This window comes from Kribbella sp. NPDC051936 (assembly GCF_040680955.1).
Classification (GTDB): Bacteria; Actinomycetota; Actinomycetes; order Propionibacteriales; family Kribbellaceae; genus Kribbella.
The window spans coordinates 399755-417329 of record NZ_JBFAXS010000001.1 but is presented as its reverse complement, the minus strand read 5'-3'; the positions used below and the strand labels follow the sequence as shown (position 1 = coordinate 417329).

Here is a 17575-nt window from a genome sequence, read left to right as displayed (position 1 = left end):
AAGAGCCGCTCAGGTTCCGCGGATGTAGAAGACCTTGCTGACGCCGGCCAGGTAGTTGTAGCACTTCGGGAAGTACACGCGGTACGGGATCAGTCCCTTGTACGCCGGTTGCGCGCTCAGGGTGAAGCGGCCGCTCTGGCGGATCGCGCCGGTGCCGACGGTTCGCCACTGCGAGGCGCCGTACAGGCGCTGCAGCTGGACCTTGCACGCGGACGGTGCGCCCATCACCGACCCGTTGACCGGGACGATCGTGCCGACCGGTGCGCTGGTCTTCGACGGGGCCGCGGACACGATGCCCGGCCGGACGACGACGAGCCCGAGCCCGCCGACCGACGCGGGGTTGCCGGGGAGCAGCAGGCAGTTGACCCAGTTGGCGGCATCGGCCGAGTAGGACTTCGTGACCAGGCCGTTGGTGCCGGTGAGGTTCGTGTAGCCCGGGCCGAAGTACTCGGCGCAGATGTTGTCGGTCCCGAGGACCACCCGGACTCGGCTGCCGTACGGCTTGCCGGTCTGCGCGTCGGTGACCGCCCACGTGATCTTGAAGCCGGAGCCGAACGGCACCACCTTCGGGGACACCGAGGCGGTGATCTTCGGCTGGTGCGTCCCGGTGATCGCGAGCGACGGCCCGGAGTACGGCGTCGGGTCGGTCATGCTCCCGCTGCCCGGGAAGAACGGGCCGGTCATCACGCCGGTGACCTTGAACGTTCCGTTCGCGGTGGACGGGACCTGCAGCGGGCCGCTCCAGGTCCCGTTGGCCAGCCGCGGCAGGTTGGTGGAGAACAGGGTCCGCTCCTGGCCGGTGCCGCCGGTCCGTTCGAGGATCACGTTCACCGAAGTCTTCGCGTCAGCGTCGTACGTGCCCTTGACCGTCACCGTGACCGGTACGGTGTTGAGACCGCTGACGGCGACGCTGGTCTTGTTCAGCGTCACCGAGGTGATGTGCAGGTCAGGATCGGGCTCGGCCTGCGCGACCGACGGGGCGGTGGCCAACCCCAGCCCCAGCAACGGTACGGCAAGCAGGGCGGACAGTGTTCGCTTCATGGGTCACGTCCCTCGGATGTAGAAGGTCTTGCTGAACCCCGCGACGATGCTGCCGCAGGTCGGGAAGTAGACGCGGTACGGAATCAAACCCTGGTACGCCGGTTGCGCGTTGACCGTGAAGCGCCCGGACTGCCGGACCGACGCGGTGCCGACCGACCGCCACTGCGAGGCGCCGTACAGCCGTTGCAGTTGCACGGAGCAACCACCGACGCGGTACACCGAGCCGTTGACCGCGACGATGGTCCCGACCGGGGCACTGGTCTTCGAGGGCACCGCCGAGACGATCGCCGGGTGCGCCACGAACAGCCACTGGCCGACGATGTAGTACGGGTCGGCATAGATGTGCGCACAGTTCAGGGCGCCGCCGTCGAAGGCCGTGTACGACTTGGTGATCAGGCCGTTCGTCCCGGTCTTGTACATCGGGCTGCCGCCCTCGGCGCACGGCGTGTCGACGCCGAGTCCGATCGGGATCTGCGAACCGTACGGCTTGCCGGTCGCGGTGTTCGTGACCGCCCAGGTGATCGAGTACGGCTTGTCCCACGGCACCACCTTCGGATTCACCGACGCGGTGATCTTCGGCAGGTTCGTGCCCTTCACGGTGATCGTCTGGCCGGAGTACGGCGTCGGGTCGACCGGGGTCCCGGAGCCCGGGGAGCCGTACGGGCCGGTCATCACGCCGGTCACCTTGAAGGTGCCGTTGGCGGTCGACGCCACGTTCAGCCGGCCGGTCCAGGTGCCGTTCTCGATCGTGCCGGCGGTGCGCTTCAGGTCCGCGGACACGATGCTGTCCCGCGGGCCGGTGCCGCCGGTGCGCTTGAGCAGGACGTTCAGCACCAGACCGTTGTCGCCCGGCTCACCGGAGTGGTAGCCGCCCTTCACGGTCACGTTGATCGGGTAGGTGTTCAGGCCGGACACCGCGACCGACGTACGGTCGAGGGTGACCTGGGAGATGGTCAGGTAGGGATCGGGGGAGGCCTGGGCGGCCGGCGCACCACCGAGCACGACTCCCGCAAGCGGTGCGGCCAGCAGCGCTGCGAGTACTCGTCTGATTCGCATGCAACTGAGCGTGACAGCGGTACAGGGTCGTTCCAACCTTTTCGGTCCAGGACTGCGCGATCGGGCCGGAGCGTGTAGACCGGTTGCCGCGCGCTCGGGGTTCAACTTCCGGGGGCCGACTGTTAACCGCTCGGTCACGCGTCGCCCGCGTCGGCGACGGCTACGGTCCGCAGGCTGGTGCAATGAGCCAGGTCTTCGGTACGGTCCGGCACCCGGCGTACTCCGTCACGCGGACCGACCGGCTCGGCAACCCGATCTCGCTGGGTGACGTGCTGCCGGAGAGCAAGGCGATCCTGTTCACCGGTCCGCCCGGGATGGGCAAGAGCTCGGAGCTGGACCGCGCGGAGGACCTGGCGGCCCGCCAGGGCTGGACCGCGATCCGGCTGACGGCCTCCGCGAACGTCCCGCTCGAGCACCAGCTGACCGGCGCGGTCCGGACCAACCTCGACGCGCTGCGGGCCCGGTTCCGGCGCGGAGCGGTGCGCAAGCTCAGCCGGACGGTCAGCGACCTCACCCGCAGCGGCCGCAAGACCCGGGTCGGCATCGAGTACCGGCTCGGCGGCGGTCCGATGCCGGTCGAGCTGATCGGCAAGAGCGAGAAGGACACCACGGCGTACGACGATCTCGGCACCACGCTGAACGACTTCGCCGACGAGCTCGGCAAGCTCACCGAGATCGACGGCAAGCCGATCCTGCTGCTGGTGGACAACATCGACCAGGCGTCGGAGCACGACCGGGCCGGCCTGAACGAGCTGGCGATCCATATCGAGGAGCTGAACCGTCCCGTCTGGCTGGTCGCGGCCGGCGGCTCGATGTCGACCAGCGCGCTGATGAACGCGTCCCGCCGGATGTCCGGGATCGCCACCACGATCACCAACCAGTTCGACATCCGCGAACTCGGTCCGCTGACCGACGTGCAGCTCCGGCCGGCACTCACCGAGCCGTTGGACCGGGCCGGGATCGCCTACGACCACGCCGCGATCGACGACCTGCTGGCTGCGGCCAACGGCGACCCCGGCCGGCTGCGACGGCTCGGGCAGGCCGCGGTCGCGTACCGGGACCCGGAGCGCGGGATCACGGTCGGGTCGGCCGCCACCGCGACCGCCCAGGTCAGGGCCGACACCGCGGTGATGTACCAGAGCGTGTGGGACCAGAAGGGCACCACGCACGCGCAGAAGGACCTGCTCGCGCGCGTCGCCGCCCAGAGCCCGGCCGGGCTGTCCATGCCGGCCGAGACCGGCGCCGCCGGCCCCGGGAACTGGCAGGAGATCGACCGGGCTCGCCAGGAGCTGGTGGCCCGCGGGCTGCTGCGCGAGCACGACGGCGGGGTCGTGACGATCCCCGACCGCGGATTCCGCGACTGGCTGAACGACCATCTGGGCCAGACGCCTGCGGACTCCGCCGCGCAGCCGATCGAGCCCGGCCGCCAGGAGGCCGCGCTCGCGCCGGCCCATCCGCTCGGCGACCGCGCCCTGGTCAACCAGGTGTTCGGCAACGCGCGGGAGCTCGTTCACCAGGTCGACCGCACGGACGAGCAGGGCCGACCGGTCTCGCTCGACCAGCGGACCCCGCGCGGCACCTCGGTGCTGTTCACCGGCCCGCCGGGGATGGGCACCAGCCAGGAGCTGTCCAGGACCAAGGCGTTCGCCGACGAGCAGGGCTGGATCTCGATCCGGCTGGACGCGTCCCGCCGCGAGTCGCTGGAGGCCCGCGTCATCCGCGCGGTCCAGGGACAGCTGCGGAACTTCGAGGGCAAGTACCCGGCCGGTGAGGTGAAGGAGCTGAAGCAGCTCCTGAACAAGATGGCCATCCGGACCCGGAACTCGATGCACACCGCGCAGGTCGGGCTCGGGATCGCGCCGGGGCCGAAGATCCGCGTCGGGACCGCGTGGGAGGGCGTCAAGAAGGACTCCGTCGGTACGACGCTCAACGACGTCGCCGAGCACCTCGCGAAGATGGCGCACCCCAAGCGGCAACCGATCCTGCTGATGGTCGACAACCTGGACGCCGCGTCGAAGACCGACCTGGTCGCGCTGACCGAGCTGTCGGCGCACCTGCACCGGTCGCGCAAGCCGTTGTTCCTGATCGCGGCGGGCGGCGAGGAAGCCACCAGCCGGTTGCTCGAGGCATCGGGTGGACATGCCGGCGTGGAGACCCAGGACGCCGCGCGGTTCGACGTACGGCGGCTCACGCCGCTCAGCGCCGAGGAACTGCGGCCCGCGCTCACCCGGCCGCTGGAGCAGGCCGGGATCCGGTTCGAGCCGGAGGCGGTGGACCACCTGGTCGACGCCGCCAACGGCAACCCGAGCCGGCTGCGGACGCTGACCAGCGCCGCCCTCGAACTCGCCGGACCAGAGCGGGGCATCACGACCGAGGTCGCCACGACGGCGACGAGCCGGCTCAACGCCCAGTCGCGGGCGCTGTACGACGCGGCCTGGTACAACTGCGCACCGACGGAGAAGGAGTTGCTCGCGAAGACCGCGGCACACGGCTCCCGCGGGATGCCGATCCCGTCCCGCTCCGAGGCCGCCGGGCCGGCCCGCTGGGACCTCGACAGCGCCGCGCAGAAACTCGTCTCGCGCGGCCTGCTGACCCGTACCGGTCACCAGATCCGCGTCGCCGACCCGGGCTTCCAGGACTGGGTCCAGACCCGCCTCGGCGTCGCCGCCGCCCAGTCCGGCATCGCCCGACCGGTCACTGCCCAACCACAACTCACCGCGACCGGCGGCCGCTCTCCCGAGCACCGGCCGGCCCAGGGCCAGACCGCCACTCAACGCGACCTACAGACAAACCGTTAGCCCACCCGTCCATCTGAGGGGTCAACCCCGGAGTTTGCCGGTTGCGGAGGCAGAATCCAGGTCCGCAACCGACCACCTCAGGGGTCAGCCCCTCAGATGGCACTGCCCCGTCACGGCCAGATGGAGGCGACCCACTCCGGGTGGTCGATGAACGGGTTACGGTTGTGCTGGAACTGGCTGTAGATGACCTCGTTGCGGTTCTTCTCGAACGCGTCCGGCGGGTCGGCGGCGGCCCAGGCCTTCAGCACCGACAGCTTGCCGATGTACGGCGCGGTGCCGTTGCCGACCGAGTCGTTGAGCTCGAGGTTCGCGAATCCGTCGTCGCCCTCGTACCGCACGGCCATGTAGAAGATCATCCGGGCGACGTCGCCGCGCACGGCGGCCCGCGGGGCGAACGAGTCCGAGTCCGCCGTACAGCCGGAGCACTGCGCGACCGACGTACCGCCGTTGTCGAAGTCGAGGTTGCCGCGCGCCGAGTTCACCGTGACGTCCTCGGGGCGCAGGTGGTGGATGTCGGTGCCCGGTCCGGTCGCGGTCCCGAAGTCGCCGTGGGACTTGGCCCAGACGTGCTCGCGGTTCCAGTCGTCGGCGTCACCGCCGTTGAGGCTCTTGCTGATCGAGCGGCCGGAGTAGATCTCGATGACGTTGCTGCTGTTGTTCGGGTCCTGGTCGGTGACCTTGAGCGCGTCCCAGACCTGGTCGTAGGTGAGCTTGGTCTGGCTCGAGATGATCGTGTGCAGCGCAGACTTCAGCGCAGTGCCCGTCTTGCCCTCGGCGCCGGCGTAGTAGTCGCCGGGATCACCGGGATCCGACGAGCCGCCACCGCCGGTGAACGCGGTCGCGTTCTTCAGTCCGGGGTGCGAGAAGTACGCCGTGAGCGAGCCGGTGACGGTGATCTGCCGGCCGAGCAGGCTCGGGTTGCTCTGCAGTCCGTACGACGCGCGGAACTCGGCCGGGATCTGCACGTAGAGCATCGCCGACGTACTGGTCTGGGACGCCGAGTCGGCGAGGGCCAGTGCGTAGTCGTTCGGGAAGTTGCTGCGGACAACCGTGGTGGTCGCGGTCGGCTGGCCGACGACGTACCCGGTGACCGAGGCAACTGATCCGTCCTGCCGGCCGATGGCCGTGCTGACGGAGATTGCGGTGGCGGCGTTCGACGGTGTGACGCTCGTAAAACAGCCGAGCAGAGCGAGAACGGCGGTGACGAGCAACGCCGGACGGAAGAGTCGGGACACGGCTACTCCCAGGGGCGGTTGGGGACCGGACGCAGATCAGTCTGCCCCGGATGCCGGGCCACCTAACAAACAGCAGGTGAAGAGTTGAACCGGTGGGGCGGTGAACGAGTGAGTGCCGTTCACCACCCCACCTGGGTGTACGGGCCCCCATCAGGCCGTGACTGACCGCCGCGGCCCGCTCTGCCCACACACCAGCGAGGTGCCACTGGCGGGCGGCACCTCACCGTCGAGGTCGGCGTGGAGCGGACGCCGTTTACGGACGGTACTCACTCCACCACGCGTTGTCCATGCCTCCGCCGGAGCCATCTCACTCTCCGACCGGTAGCATCGCGCGGGTGACCGTGCCGTTGCGTCTCTTCAACTCCCTCGGACGCCGCATCGAAGACTTCACACCCGCCACGGACGGTGTGGTGCGGCTGTACAGCTGCGGCCCGACGGTCTACAGCTTCGCGCACATCGGCAACCTGCGGGCCTACACGTTCGCCGACACCCTGCGCCGCGCCCTGCTCTGGAAGGGGTGGCAGGTCGAGCACGTCATCAACATCACCGACGTCGGCCACGCGGTCGCGGAGGCCGAGCTCGGCGAGGACAAGCTCGAGGTCGCGGCCGCCCGCGAACGCCGCTCGGTCGAGGAGATCGCGGCGATGTACACCGAGGCGTTCTTCGCCGACCTGTCCGCGCTGAACATCCTGCCCGCACACCACTATCCGCGTGCCACGCAGTACGTCGAGCAGATGATCGCGTTCGCGGAGCGCCTGGTCGAGCGCGGCTTCACGTACGAGATCGAGTCCGGGCTGTACTTCGACACCTCGAAGGACCCGACGTACGGGCAGCTCGGCCTGATCGACGTGAGCGGCCAGCTCGAGGGCGCGCGCGTCGAGGAGGTGCCCGGCCGGCGGGCGAAGACCGACTTCGCGCTGTGGCGGGCGGAGGCGCCCGGACAGCTGCGGGCGATGCGGTGGGACTCGCCGTGGGGCTGGGGTGCGCCGGGCTGGCACCTGGAGTGCTCGGTGATGAGCATGCTGCTGCTCGGCGAGCATTTCGACATCCACACCGGCGGCGTCGACCACCGGCAGTTGCACCACGTCAACGAGATCGCCCAGAGCGAGGCGTATCTCGGCGACGGGCAACCGTGGGTGAAGTTCTGGCTGCACAACGAGTTCCTGCAGCTCGGCTCGGCGAAGATCTCGAAGTCGGCCGGTCACATCCTGACCGTGAGCGACCTGGCGAAGCAGGGCTATCACCCGCTCGCGTGCCGGCTGTTCCTGCTCGGCGGCCACTACCGCGCTCAGCTCGAGTTCACCATGGCCGGGCTCGACAGCGCGCAGTCCGCGCTGCGCCGGCTGGCTCGTCGTACGGCGTCACTCGGCGAGCTGCCGGTGGTGACGACCGCGGACGATGCCCGCGCCGCGGCCGGAGACGATGCCGCGGCTGTCGCGGTGATCCACCAGATCGACGAGGCGATCAGCGCGGACCTCAACACGCCCCGCGTGCTCGCGCTGCTGCAGGAGGCACTGCGCGATCAGGCGCTGTCCGAGCAGGGCCAACGGGCGGTCGTGGCCGCGTGCGCCGCCGTCCTCGGGCTGCCGTTCGGTGCGCTGGACATCGACCAGGCAGCGGACCTGTCCGCGGTGGACGAGGGGGCCGTCGAGCAACTGGTCGCGGACCGCGAGGCCGCACGCGCCGCCCGGGACTGGGCGCGGGCCGACGCGTTGCGCGCGGAGCTGACCGAGCTGGGTGTCCAGGTCACCGACACCGCCGACGGCCCGACCTGGACCCGCATCACCTAGGTCAACCAGTCGGCCCAGGCCGCGAGCGCCTCTTCCGGCCCGCTGCGCCCCACTCCGAGGCGGAAGCGATCCTTCGGCGTCTCGGTCAGGTCCGACGTGTAGATACTGGCCGGCAGCAACAACACGCCCGCCTGCTCGACCAGCTCGGCGCACATCGCTTCGACGCCGTCGGGGCCGAGGTAGCGCGGATAGCAGACGCATCCGCCGTCCGGCGCGGCGAACTCGAACAGCTCGGAGTGCTGCCCGAAGAACTCCTCGAACAGGGGCAGATTGCGCGCGATGATGCCCCGGTTGCGCTCCAGGATGCGGTCTCTCGCCCGCAGGGCGATCAGCGCGAGGACCTCGCTCGGCCCCGCGTTGCAGATCGTCGTGTAGTGCTTCGCGCGTTCGAGCCGGTCCAGAACCGTGTGGTCGCGGCAGGCGATCCACCCGATCCGCAGGCCCGGCAAGCCGTACGCCTTGGACATCACGTTGAGCGAGATCGCCGTTCCCGACAGATCTGTTGCCTGAGGCAATGGATCCGCTTCGAGGCCGCGGTAGACCTCGTCCGAGAACAGGATGATGCCGCGTTCGTCGCACAGCTGGACGAGCCGCGCCCAGGCGTCCGGAGCCGGGACCGCGCCGGTGGGGTTGTTCGGGAAGTTGACCGACACGAGCTTCGTGTTCGGGCGCAGAGCGGCTGCGATCGCGTCGACGTCGAGTGCCCATCCGTCGCCGGGCTGCAGTGCCACCCCTGTCACCTCACACACGGACAGCGGGATGGTTTCTGCTGCCTGGTAGTTGGGGGTCAGCACGACAGCGTGATCCGTGGGCTCGAGGAGGGTGCGCATCGCCAGGTAGATGGCTTCCTCGGCGCCCGCGAAACAAAGGATGTCCTCGGGCTCAGCAGTGGTGTACGTCGCGGCGATCGCCTCGCGCAACGCCGGAAGGCCGCGGGTCTCGGTGTAGCCGAGGGTGAGCGAGTCCCAGCGCTCCCGGCCGTCGTCGTCGGCCAGCGCGAGCAGCTCGGACATCGGCAGCGTCTGCGCGTCGGACGCGGTCAGGTGGTAGCGCGCGCTGAACTCCCACCGCGCGAAATAGGTCTCCAGGCGGAAGTCAGGCAGGGTCGGCATACGGCTCCTTCACGACCTGCCCGAGCTCGGCACGCTGCGCGCGCTTGAGACCGTAGAGCAGCAGACCGATCGAGATCGCGCCGACCACGGCATACGTGACCCGGCCGCCGAGACCGTCCCACGTGGAGTGCAGCGCGACCGCCAACGCGTACATGCCGAGGAAGCCCGCGAAGTGCTTGCCGCTCGGCGCGGTCACGAACCGCCACAGGCCCCAGCACGCCAAACCGGTCCAGGCCGCGTGACCGGCCGGGGAGAGCAGCCCGCGGATGAACAGCGTCTGCTCGGCGGCTCCGACGTTGCCGTTCGACTGCAGCAGCGCGACGAACGCGTAGCCCATCGTCTCCAGCACGGCGAACCCGGTGCCGACCGCGACGCCGATGATGATCCCGCGCCCGATCGACGTCCGGTACCGGTGCCCGAAGAACACCACGAGGACGGCTGGTACGACGAGTTTGGCCGCCTCCTCGATCAGCCCCACCCCGACCATCGGCAGCGTCCCGAGCCGGCGCATCGCGTCGTACTCGAGCAGCCCCGCGACCAGGACGCCGACCACGCCGCCGAACAGCAGGCAGCCGCCCAGCGTCGGCCCGTCGATCAGCCACCGCCCGGACCGGCCGGCGGCGAACGTCACGAAGGTCAGCGGTACGACGAGCGCCCCGAGCAGGATCATCGTCGGGAACAGGTTCGGGTTCCCGGTATCGGTCAGGACGGCCAGTACGGCCAGGTACAGCCCGGCCCCGACCAGGAAGGTTCCGACCCAGGCCCACCGGCGGACCAGCTGCTGTGCACTCATGAGCTGAATGGTGCCGGTTCATGGCGTCCTTGCGCCATGTCGCAGGGACGGCAGCGCTGGACAGGGCGGATCGCTGTGACGGGATTGCAAACTCTGTCGGAAGAAGAGGTGCGCCTGCCCCAAGCCTCTCGAAGGAGAATCCCGCCTATGTCCTCCCCCCGACGTGCCGCCGCGCTCACCACCGCGGCGGTCCTCGCACTCGGCGCGGCGACGGTGATCCCGTCCGCCGCCGCCCCTCCCTCCGGGTCCACCGCGGTCACGACGTCCGCGGTCACCCTGATCACCGGTGACGTGGTCGAAGTGACCGACGCCGGCGGCGGCAAGAAGGCCGCCACGGTCCGGCCGGCGGCCGGCCGCGAAGGCGTCTCGTTCCACACCGTCGAGGCCGACGGCGGGCTGCGCGTGCTACCGAGCGACGCCGTACCGTTCGTGTCCTCCGGCGTCCTGGACGTGGACCTGTTCGACGTCGACGAACTGATCGCCGACGGGTACGGTGCGGCCTCCAGCCTCCCGCTGATCGTCAAGGACACGCCCGGCGCCCGCGCCGCGCAGAGCCTCGCCGGTACGACGACCACGCGGCAGCTGCCCTCGATCGGCGGCCGCGCGCTGTCCGCGGCGAAGGACCAGCTGCCGGAGCTGTGGAAATCGCTGAAGCCGTCAGTGGGTGCCCGGTCGCTGAACAGCGGCGTGACCAAGATCTGGCTGGACGGCAAGGTGCGTCCGGTGCTCGACAAGAGCGTGCCGCAGATCGGCGCCCCGGACGCCTGGAAGGCCGGGTACGAGGGCTCCGGCGTCCAGGTCGCCGTCCTGGACACCGGCGTCGACGCGACGCACCCGGACCTGGACGGCAAGGTCAAACAGAGCCAGGACTTCTCCGGCAGCGCGACCGGCACCGAGGACCACTTCGGTCACGGCACGCACGTCGCCGCGACCATCGCCGGCACCGGTGCGGGCGCCGGCGGTACCCGCAAGGGCGTCGCGCCGAAGGCCGACCTGCTGGTCGGCAAGGTGCTGAACGACGACGGATACGGCTACGACTCCTGGATCATCGCCGGGATGGAGTGGGCCGCGGCCGAGGGCGCGAAGGTCGTCAACATGAGCCTCGGCGGTGGCCCCACCGACGGCACCGACCCGCTCAGCCAAGCGGTCGACGACATCACTGCCCAGACCGGGACCCTGTTCGTGGTCGCGGCCGGCAACGACGGCCAGGACGAGTCGGTCGGTACGCCGGGCGCCGCGGCGTCCGCGCTGACCGTCGGCGCCGTCGACCGCGAGGACAAGCTCGCCGACTTCTCCAGCCGCGGACCGCGGCTCGGTGACGCCGGCGTGAAGCCCGAGATCACCGCGCCCGGCGTCGGCATCATCGCCGCCCGCGCGACCGGAACGGCGATGGGCGGCCCGGTCGACGACCTCTACACCTCCGCGTCGGGTACGTCGATGGCGACGCCGCACGTCGCCGGCGCGGCGGCGCTGCTCGCGCAGCAGCACCCGGACTGGAAGGCCGACCAGCTGAAGAACGCGCTGGTCAGCACCGCGAAGACGCAGCCGGACCAGACCGTGTACCAGCAGGGCTCCGGTCGCGTCGACCTGACCCGGGCGGTCGCGCAGAAGGTGACCGCCAGCGGCGTCGCCGACTTCGGCGTGGACACCGCGGACGCGGGCACCCGGACCATCACCTACCGCAACGACTCCGCCGCCGCGGTCACGCTGAACCTCTCCGTCCAGGTCACCAACCTCGACGACAAGCAGCCCGAGACCGACGGCTTCGGCCTGCCTGCGACCGTCACGGTCCCGGCGAACGGCACCGCCGACGTACCGCTGACGCTGGACCCGGCCAAGCTCGGCCGCGGGCAGTACAGCGGCTGGATCGTCGCCACCGGCGCCGACGGCGTCGTCACCCACACCGCGGTCGGCGCGCTCCGGGCCGGCCCCAAGCACAAGGTGACGCTGCGCGCGGTCGGCCTCGACGGTCAGCCCACCGGCGTCCCGGTGATCTCGCTGTACGGCGACAACTCGCGCTCCGACGTCCTGGCCTGGATCGGGGACGGCGAGACGTTCACCGCCGAGGTCGAGGAGGGCACCTACCTGCTGCACTCGCTGGTGGAGAACTACGACCCGCAGGACGAGCAGGTCAGCCTGTTCACCGACCCGAACATCGTGGTCAGCAAGGACACCGAGATCGTCATCGACGCGCGGAAGGCGGTCCCGATCACGATCGAGACTCCGAAGCCGTCGGAACAGCAGGCGATCCTGAGCTACTACGTGCACCGTGAGTACGGCAACGGCCGCTCGATCAGCCACGGTGTCATGCACTTCAGCACCGTCAAGCAGGTCAACGTGACCCCGACGAAGCCGGTCACGGACGGCAGCTTCGAGTTCTCGTCCCGCTGGCAACTCGTCGCACCCCTGGTCCAGGCGTCGGTGCAGGGCGTGCCCGGGCCCTTGGACATCAACCTGCTGCACCAGTCGCCGTCGTACGAGGGCAAGAAGCGGTTTCCGCTGGTGTACGCCGACTCGTCGCTGCAGGGCGTGAAGGGCGCTGTCGCGGTCCTGGACTCCAGCGAGGACGGTTGGGGGAACGGCAGCGAAGGGGACCAGATCGAGGGGGCCGCGAAGGCCGGTGCCGCCGCGGTGATCCTGGTCCGGCCGGCCGACTGGTCCGCATGGACGGTCTGGCGCCCGGTCGGCGACCGCGAGCCGATCCCGGCCATGGTGACGACGTACAACGACGGTCAGAAGCTTCTCGCCCGTGCGCGTCAGGGCCGTGCCACGATCGACCTCACGCTCACCACGTCCAGCCCGTACCTGTACGACGTACAGCAGGTCTCGACGGGGTTCATCCCGGCGAAGATCACCTACAAGGTGACGACGGCGAACAGCGCCCGGATCACCACGCGGTACGCCGACAACGGCGGGTTCAACTGGGCCAAGGAGCAGCGGTTCGGGTGGCGGCCGTGGCAGGAGTACGCGTGGAACGACTCCCAGCGGTTCGTCGAGACGCCGAAGGTCCGGGAGGAGTGGGTGACATCGGGTGACTCGCTCTGGCAGCACCGCGTGCACCACCTCTACACGTGGGACACGATGAACCCGCTGGCCGGCGGTATGACGTCCGTACCGCGCAGCTACCGGACCGGTGTGTCGGACGAGACGTGGTTCGGTCCGGTCGTACGGCCCGCGGCAGCGCCTGGCGTGCAGTCCACCCGCACCGGGGACCGGCTGTCGCTCCGCATCCCGGCGTTCGTCGACGCGGCCGGGCACTACACGATCGGTGAGACCACGTCGGCGTCGGCGACGCTGTCGCGCAACGGTCAGGTCATCGCCGAACTGCCGGACGCGTGGGAGGACGTGATCACCTCCAGCGCGGACGCGGCGTACAAGCTCGACCTCTCGACCGAGCGGATCGACAGCGAGGGCGAGTGGAACTGGGGTACCCGGACGCAGACCTCGTGGGAGTTCCGCTCGGCCAAGCAGGCCGAGGACAAGGCGGTGCCGCTCGCACTGCAGCAGATCGACTACAAGGTCCCGGTCGACCTGACCGGCCGGGTCGGCGCCCGGACGCACGTCGTCGGCCTCGAGTCGCCGCGGGCGACTGCGCTGCAGGCCTGGGCCTCGTTCGACGAGGGCAAGACCTGGACGCGGCTCGCGGTGATCGGTGCCGTCGGCCACTACCTGGCCGTGGTCCCGAACGCCCACGACACCGTGTCGCTGAAGGTCGCAGCCACCGCCCCGAACGGCGCCAAGGTCACCCAAACGGTCATCCGCGCCTACGGCGTCCGCTGACTCACACGGGCCGGCGGCGGTTCCCTGTCCGCCGCCGGCCCGCGTGGCCTACAGCCAGTCGCGCTTGGCCGCCTGGAATGCCAGGCCGGTCCTGGTGTCGACACCTGCCAGGGCCATCAGGCGGTCGAGCCGCCGCTGGACGGTCCGCCGGCTGATCCCCAACTGGTTGGCGATCGACTTGTCCGGTACGCCGCCGACCAACAGGGAAAGCAGCAACCGCTCGGAGTCGTCCAGCCCTTCCGGCTCGACAGCCTCCTCGGGCTGCAGGCGGACCGGTGTCCCCAGTTCCCAGTAGCTCTCGAACAGCGCCAGCAGCGCGTCCAGCAACTGGCCGCGGCTGATGATCGCGGCGGACGGTTCCCCGATGCTCTGCTCGTCGTCGCGGACCAGCGGGCAGATCGCCGTCGACCGGTCCACGATCGCGATCCGGACCGGGAGCGTCGGCACCACCCGCGCCTCCTCGCCCCAGCTGACCCCCTCCGCGATCGAGTCCAGCTCACCGGGCGTCTCGATCAGCGCGCGCTCGTAGATCGCCCGGTACCGGACCCCGCGGGACAGCGCGCCGTACTCCTCGGTGTTGTCGGCGCCCTGCATCGCGAGCGGGTTCGCGCGGCAGAACCAGAGGATCTCTTCGCGGGCCGCGTTCTGCAGGTCGCGCAGCCGTTCGCGGAGCGTGGTGGCGCCGACGATCACCTCGACCAGGTGGTGCGCGTCGCGCCGGCTCGCGCTGGCCCGGAACTCCTCGCTGAGCGCGGCCACGGTCTTCCGGGCCGCCTCGAGCGACTCCTGGCGCCGCAGCAGCGTCGTGCCGAAAGCCACATCCGGCGGCAACGGCCGGAACACCGGATCGTCGGCCGACTGCACCGTCACAAGTCCCTTGGCCTGCAATCGCTGCAGCACCTCGTCGGCCTCCTGCTGCGGCAGTTTGGCGACCTCGGCAAGGTCACCGGCCCTGGCCGCCGCCAGTCCGACGAGCAGCCGGTAGGCCTGCTCCTCGCGTTCGTCCAGCAACGGACCGTCCGGCATCCACCCCACCTCCGGCCACCACCTAATCAGGCTTCGCAATCCGGAAGCGAGCGCTTTCCTATTGGCACTGTCGAGCCATGGCACCTGGGTGTCATCAGAGGCCGGGTGAGCGCCCGTCACTTTCCGGTCAGACGCCAGCGGAACTCGCCGCCGCCGAGGCAACCGCCCTGGAGAAGAGACCCATGATGAGCTTCACCGACTACGCCGGTATCGCCGGCCTGATCGCCGCGGCCGCCGTCGCGATCTGGATGCTCCGCAACTACCGCGCGGTCGCCCCGACCGCCAGGCACCGCGGCGCGCCTACTCTGCGGCTGCCACGACCGACGCACCCGGAGCGCGCTTCCTCGCGCGGTAGTAGGTAAGCCCGCCGAACCCGTACATCGACAAGCCGAGCACGGCCATCACCGCGATCACGACCCACTGCCACAGCCCGTCCTGGTAGAGCGCCAGGAACCACGACTTGGTGTCGTCCTTGCCGGTCAGTTTGAAGATCGCCGGTACGAGGGCCTGCGGGAACAACGGGATCGCCCCGAACCCGAGGCAGAAGCCGGCCAGCGTACGCCGCCACCTGGGCAGCGCGTCGAGCCCCGCGGTCTTCTTGGCCTGCTCCGCGGGCGACCGGCCGTGCCTGAGCAGCGTGAGGAGCTCAGGGCCTCGTACGTCGAGACGCCGGGCCGCCGCGCGCCCGAAGTACCACCAAGCCAGTACGCCGGACGCGACGCCGACCGGCACGCCCCACCAGCCGGTGTAGAGCGCCACGACGAGCGCCGGGGCACAGGTCGTCGCGACCAGCACGAGCATCACGTAGACGATGCCCATCGTCTCACCCTCGTTCTCACCCGAGTTGAGCGGATTGCCGGACCGCTTGTGCGCATCAGTCGTCGGCACCGCGGCGTACACCGAGCACGCCACCACCAGACCGGCCGCACCTCCGAGCAGAGCCGGTAGCACGCTGAGAACCAAGGGCCATGCACTGGTCACGCCCGCCCACCACGTCAGCACAAGAGTGATCAGCAGCGTCGACGGCCCGAAGACGAGCAGGAACGCTCGCTGCCGCGCCCGTACGTCCGGCCGGCTGGAGCCAGGCGTCATCAGCGTGGTCCAGAACGCAGTACCGTCAGCGCCGTACAAGTTGGCAGCCATCGAGCCTGCCATCACCACTGCGGCCGGACCGGCCCACGGCAGCATCGATTTCAACCCGATCGCCAACGGCATCAGGCAGAAGAACAGCCCGTAGGCGATCGCAAAGACGGCCCGGTGCCCGTACAGCAGGTCACGCGTCCACGACCGCAGTTCTTTGGCAGCCGCGGCTCCTTCGGGCGACCTGGCCGTCAGCACCCGCCTCGGCTTCCGGCCGGTGAAGCTGACCGTCGTACGTCGTACCAGCAGGGCGGACCACGCCACGAGCATCGCCAGCGCAAGCACTGCGAGGCCGAGGAGCAGCCCAACTGCCTGCAGCCATTCGCCCCGACCAGCAGACTCCACCGCCACAAGACCCCACCCCGACGGAGCGATCCGCGCAGCCGTCGCGAACGCACCCTGGACGTCGGTCGACACGAAAGCGACGATCAGCGCCCACCCCTGCGCGGTGAAGGCCAGGATGAACGCATTGACCAGCGCCGCGATCACCGCACCGGCCCGCACCTGCAACAGCACGCCGTACACCGCAACGGCCAGACGCGACGCCAGGACGAAGCAGAGCAGCTGCAGCACCAGTGCGGGCACAGCAACGAGTCCAGCGACGACACCGCCGCTCGCAACCACCAGGCTGAGCAGGGCGATCAGGCTGATGGCCGGTGCGACACCAGCCAGCGCTGCCACCAGCAATCCGGTGGAGAGCGTGCGCGGAGGCAACGGCATCATCGTGAAGTACTCGGGCTTGAGCGTCTCGTCGCCGCCACCGGCGAAGAGCGGACCGACCACCCACCCGAGCATCCACAGGCCGAGGACGACGACCAGGGTGTCGTGATCGCCCCGCGCCGCCACCCAGAGCGTGCCGACCGCGAGCGCCAGGCCGACGAACCCGCCGGTGACGATCCACGAGCGCCGGAACTGGTCCTCGAACGCGTGCCGGAACGCGGCCAGCCGCATCCGCACCAGCGTGCGGGACGTCCCGTACGTCAGTGCGAGAGCCACGTCAGCCCCTCGGCACCCCGGGTCGACGCACCGACGAGCGACACGAAGGCGTCCTCCAGACTGCCGCCCGCCTGGACCTCCGCGACGGTGCCCGCGGCAACGACCTTCCCGTCGGCGACCACCGCGACGCGGTCACACAGCTGCTCGACCAGCGCCATCACGTGGCTCGACATCACCACCGACCCGCCGCCCGCGATGAACCGGTGCAGGATGGTCCGGATGGTCGCGGCCGACACCGGGTCGACGGCCTCGAACGGCTCGTCCAGCACCAGCAGCCGCGGCGCGTGCAGCAACGCGACCGCCAGGCCGAGCTTCTTCCGCATCCCGGTCGAGTAGCCGATCACCTGCTTGTCGTCCTCATGGTCGAGCTCGAGCACCTCCAGCAGCTCACCGGCCCGCGCCTTCACCTCATCCTCCGGCAGTCCACGCAGCAGGCCGAGGTACGTCAGGACCTCCCGCCCGGTCAACCGCTCCGGCATGCCGAGCCCGTCGGGCAGCACCCCGACCAGCGCCTTGGCGCGCGTCGGCTCCCGCCACACGTCCACCCCGAAGATCCGCGCCGTACCGCCGTCCGGCCGGAGCAACCCGACCGCCATCGACAGCGACGTCGTCTTGCCGGCCCCGTTCGGCCCCAGCACCCCGAAGAACGACCCGGCCGGCACCGTCAGACTCACCCCGTCGACAGCCCGCTGCTCCCCGAACACCTTGGTGAGCCCCATGAGCTCCAGCGCTTGCTCCATGCCGGCACTCTGACAGCAGCCGGCCTCACCAGCCGTCCGCCCGAGGACCGAGGCAACGTCTCATCCGG

The 17575-nt window shown here is 70.1% G+C and carries 11 protein-coding genes; 3 read left to right on the top strand and 8 right to left on the bottom strand.

What is annotated here, in order from left to right; translation table 11 throughout:
- Positions 1 to 9: 9 nt before the first annotated feature.
- Both AB0L64_RS02150 and AB0L64_RS02145 read right to left on the bottom strand, forming a co-directional pair.
- On the bottom strand, positions 10 to 1041 hold the full coding sequence (locus tag AB0L64_RS02150) for a hypothetical protein (protein ID WP_363706802.1): 1032 nt from the start codon (positions 1039 to 1041) through the stop codon (positions 10 to 12).
- Between the two features lie 3 nt (positions 1042 to 1044).
- Complete coding sequence (locus tag AB0L64_RS02145) at positions 1045 to 2097, bottom strand: hypothetical protein (RefSeq protein ID WP_363706800.1); 1053 nt, start codon at positions 2095 to 2097, stop codon at positions 1045 to 1047.
- Between the two features lie 182 nt (positions 2098 to 2279).
- On the opposite strand from AB0L64_RS02145, the gene AB0L64_RS02140 reads away from it, so the two are divergent.
- Positions 2280 to 4895 (top strand): hypothetical protein, encoded by a 2616-nt coding sequence (locus AB0L64_RS02140; RefSeq protein WP_363706798.1) that lies wholly within the window; start codon positions 2280 to 2282, stop codon positions 4893 to 4895.
- 110 nt (positions 4896 to 5005) lie between these two features.
- Here the strand turns inward: AB0L64_RS02140 and AB0L64_RS02135 are convergent, their stop codons facing one another.
- Positions 5006 to 6130, bottom strand: a complete 1125-nt coding sequence (locus AB0L64_RS02135) for an endonuclease (protein WP_363706796.1) — start codon at positions 6128 to 6130, stop codon at positions 5006 to 5008.
- Positions 6131 to 6465: 335 nt separating this feature from the next.
- On the opposite strand from AB0L64_RS02135, the gene cysS reads away from it, so the two are divergent.
- The gene (gene cysS, locus AB0L64_RS02130; protein ID WP_363706794.1) at positions 6466 to 7920 is read left to right on the top strand and encodes a cysteine--tRNA ligase; all 1455 of its coding nucleotides are present in this window, start codon (positions 6466 to 6468) and stop codon (positions 7918 to 7920) included.
- Here cysS and AB0L64_RS02125 read toward each other — a convergent pair.
- Both AB0L64_RS02125 and AB0L64_RS02120 read right to left on the bottom strand, forming a co-directional pair.
- Entirely contained in the window at positions 7917 to 9032 is a 1116-nt protein-coding gene (locus AB0L64_RS02125; RefSeq protein WP_363706792.1) for an aminotransferase class I/II-fold pyridoxal phosphate-dependent enzyme, read from the bottom strand. The two genes, cysS and AB0L64_RS02125, sit on opposite strands and share 4 nt — an antisense overlap.
- Positions 9016 to 9825, bottom strand: coding sequence for a PrsW family intramembrane metalloprotease (locus AB0L64_RS02120; protein ID WP_359934794.1), 810 nt, complete (start codon positions 9823 to 9825; stop codon positions 9016 to 9018). Before AB0L64_RS02120 ends, AB0L64_RS02125 begins: the two co-directional genes overlap by 17 nt.
- Positions 9826 to 9972: 147 nt before the next feature.
- Between AB0L64_RS02120 and AB0L64_RS02115 the strand changes: the two genes are divergently transcribed.
- Entirely contained in the window at positions 9973 to 13605 is a 3633-nt protein-coding gene (locus AB0L64_RS02115; RefSeq protein WP_363706789.1) for a S8 family serine peptidase, read from the top strand.
- A gap of 48 nt (positions 13606 to 13653) precedes the next feature.
- Here AB0L64_RS02115 and AB0L64_RS02110 read toward each other — a convergent pair whose 3' ends face one another.
- The 3 genes from AB0L64_RS02110 to AB0L64_RS02100 all read right to left on the bottom strand — a co-directional run bounded on the left by AB0L64_RS02110 (position 13654) and on the right by AB0L64_RS02100 (position 17507).
- Positions 13654 to 14631, bottom strand: coding sequence for a helix-turn-helix domain-containing protein (locus AB0L64_RS02110; protein WP_363706787.1), 978 nt, complete (start codon positions 14629 to 14631; stop codon positions 13654 to 13656).
- A 300-nt stretch (positions 14632 to 14931) separates the two neighbouring features.
- Positions 14932 to 16767 (bottom strand): hypothetical protein, encoded by a 1836-nt coding sequence (locus AB0L64_RS02105; RefSeq protein ID WP_363706785.1) that lies wholly within the window; start codon positions 16765 to 16767, stop codon positions 14932 to 14934.
- Entirely contained in the window at positions 16752 to 17507 is a 756-nt protein-coding gene (locus AB0L64_RS02100) for an ABC transporter ATP-binding protein (RefSeq protein WP_363706783.1), read from the bottom strand. Before AB0L64_RS02100 ends, AB0L64_RS02105 begins: the two co-directional genes overlap by 16 nt.
- Between the last annotated feature and the right edge of the window lie 68 nt (positions 17508 to 17575).

Excerpts from the sequence above, each read along its gene's own strand:
- AB0L64_RS02150 (WP_363706802.1), bottom strand. The coding sequence starts at position 1,041 with ATGAAGCGAACACTGTCCGCCCTGCTTGCCGTACCGTTGCTGGGGCTG.
- AB0L64_RS02145 (WP_363706800.1), bottom strand. The coding sequence starts at position 2,097 with ATGCGAATCAGACGAGTACTCGCAGCGCTGCTGGCCGCACCGCTTGCG.
- AB0L64_RS02140 (WP_363706798.1), top strand. The coding sequence starts at position 2,280 with ATGAGCCAGGTCTTCGGTACGGTCCGGCACCCGGCGTACTCCGTCACG.
- AB0L64_RS02125 (WP_363706792.1), bottom strand. The coding sequence starts at position 9,032 with ATGCCGACCCTGCCTGACTTCCGCCTGGAGACCTATTTCGCGCGGTGG.
- AB0L64_RS02120 (WP_359934794.1), bottom strand. The coding sequence starts at position 9,825 with ATGAGTGCACAGCAGCTGGTCCGCCGGTGGGCCTGGGTCGGAACCTTC.
- AB0L64_RS02115 (WP_363706789.1), top strand. The coding sequence starts at position 9,973 with ATGTCCTCCCCCCGACGTGCCGCCGCGCTCACCACCGCGGCGGTCCTC.
- AB0L64_RS02110 (WP_363706787.1), bottom strand. The coding sequence starts at position 14,631 with ATGCCGGACGGTCCGTTGCTGGACGAACGCGAGGAGCAGGCCTACCGG.
- AB0L64_RS02100 (WP_363706783.1), bottom strand. The coding sequence starts at position 17,507 with ATGGAGCAAGCGCTGGAGCTCATGGGGCTCACCAAGGTGTTCGGGGAG.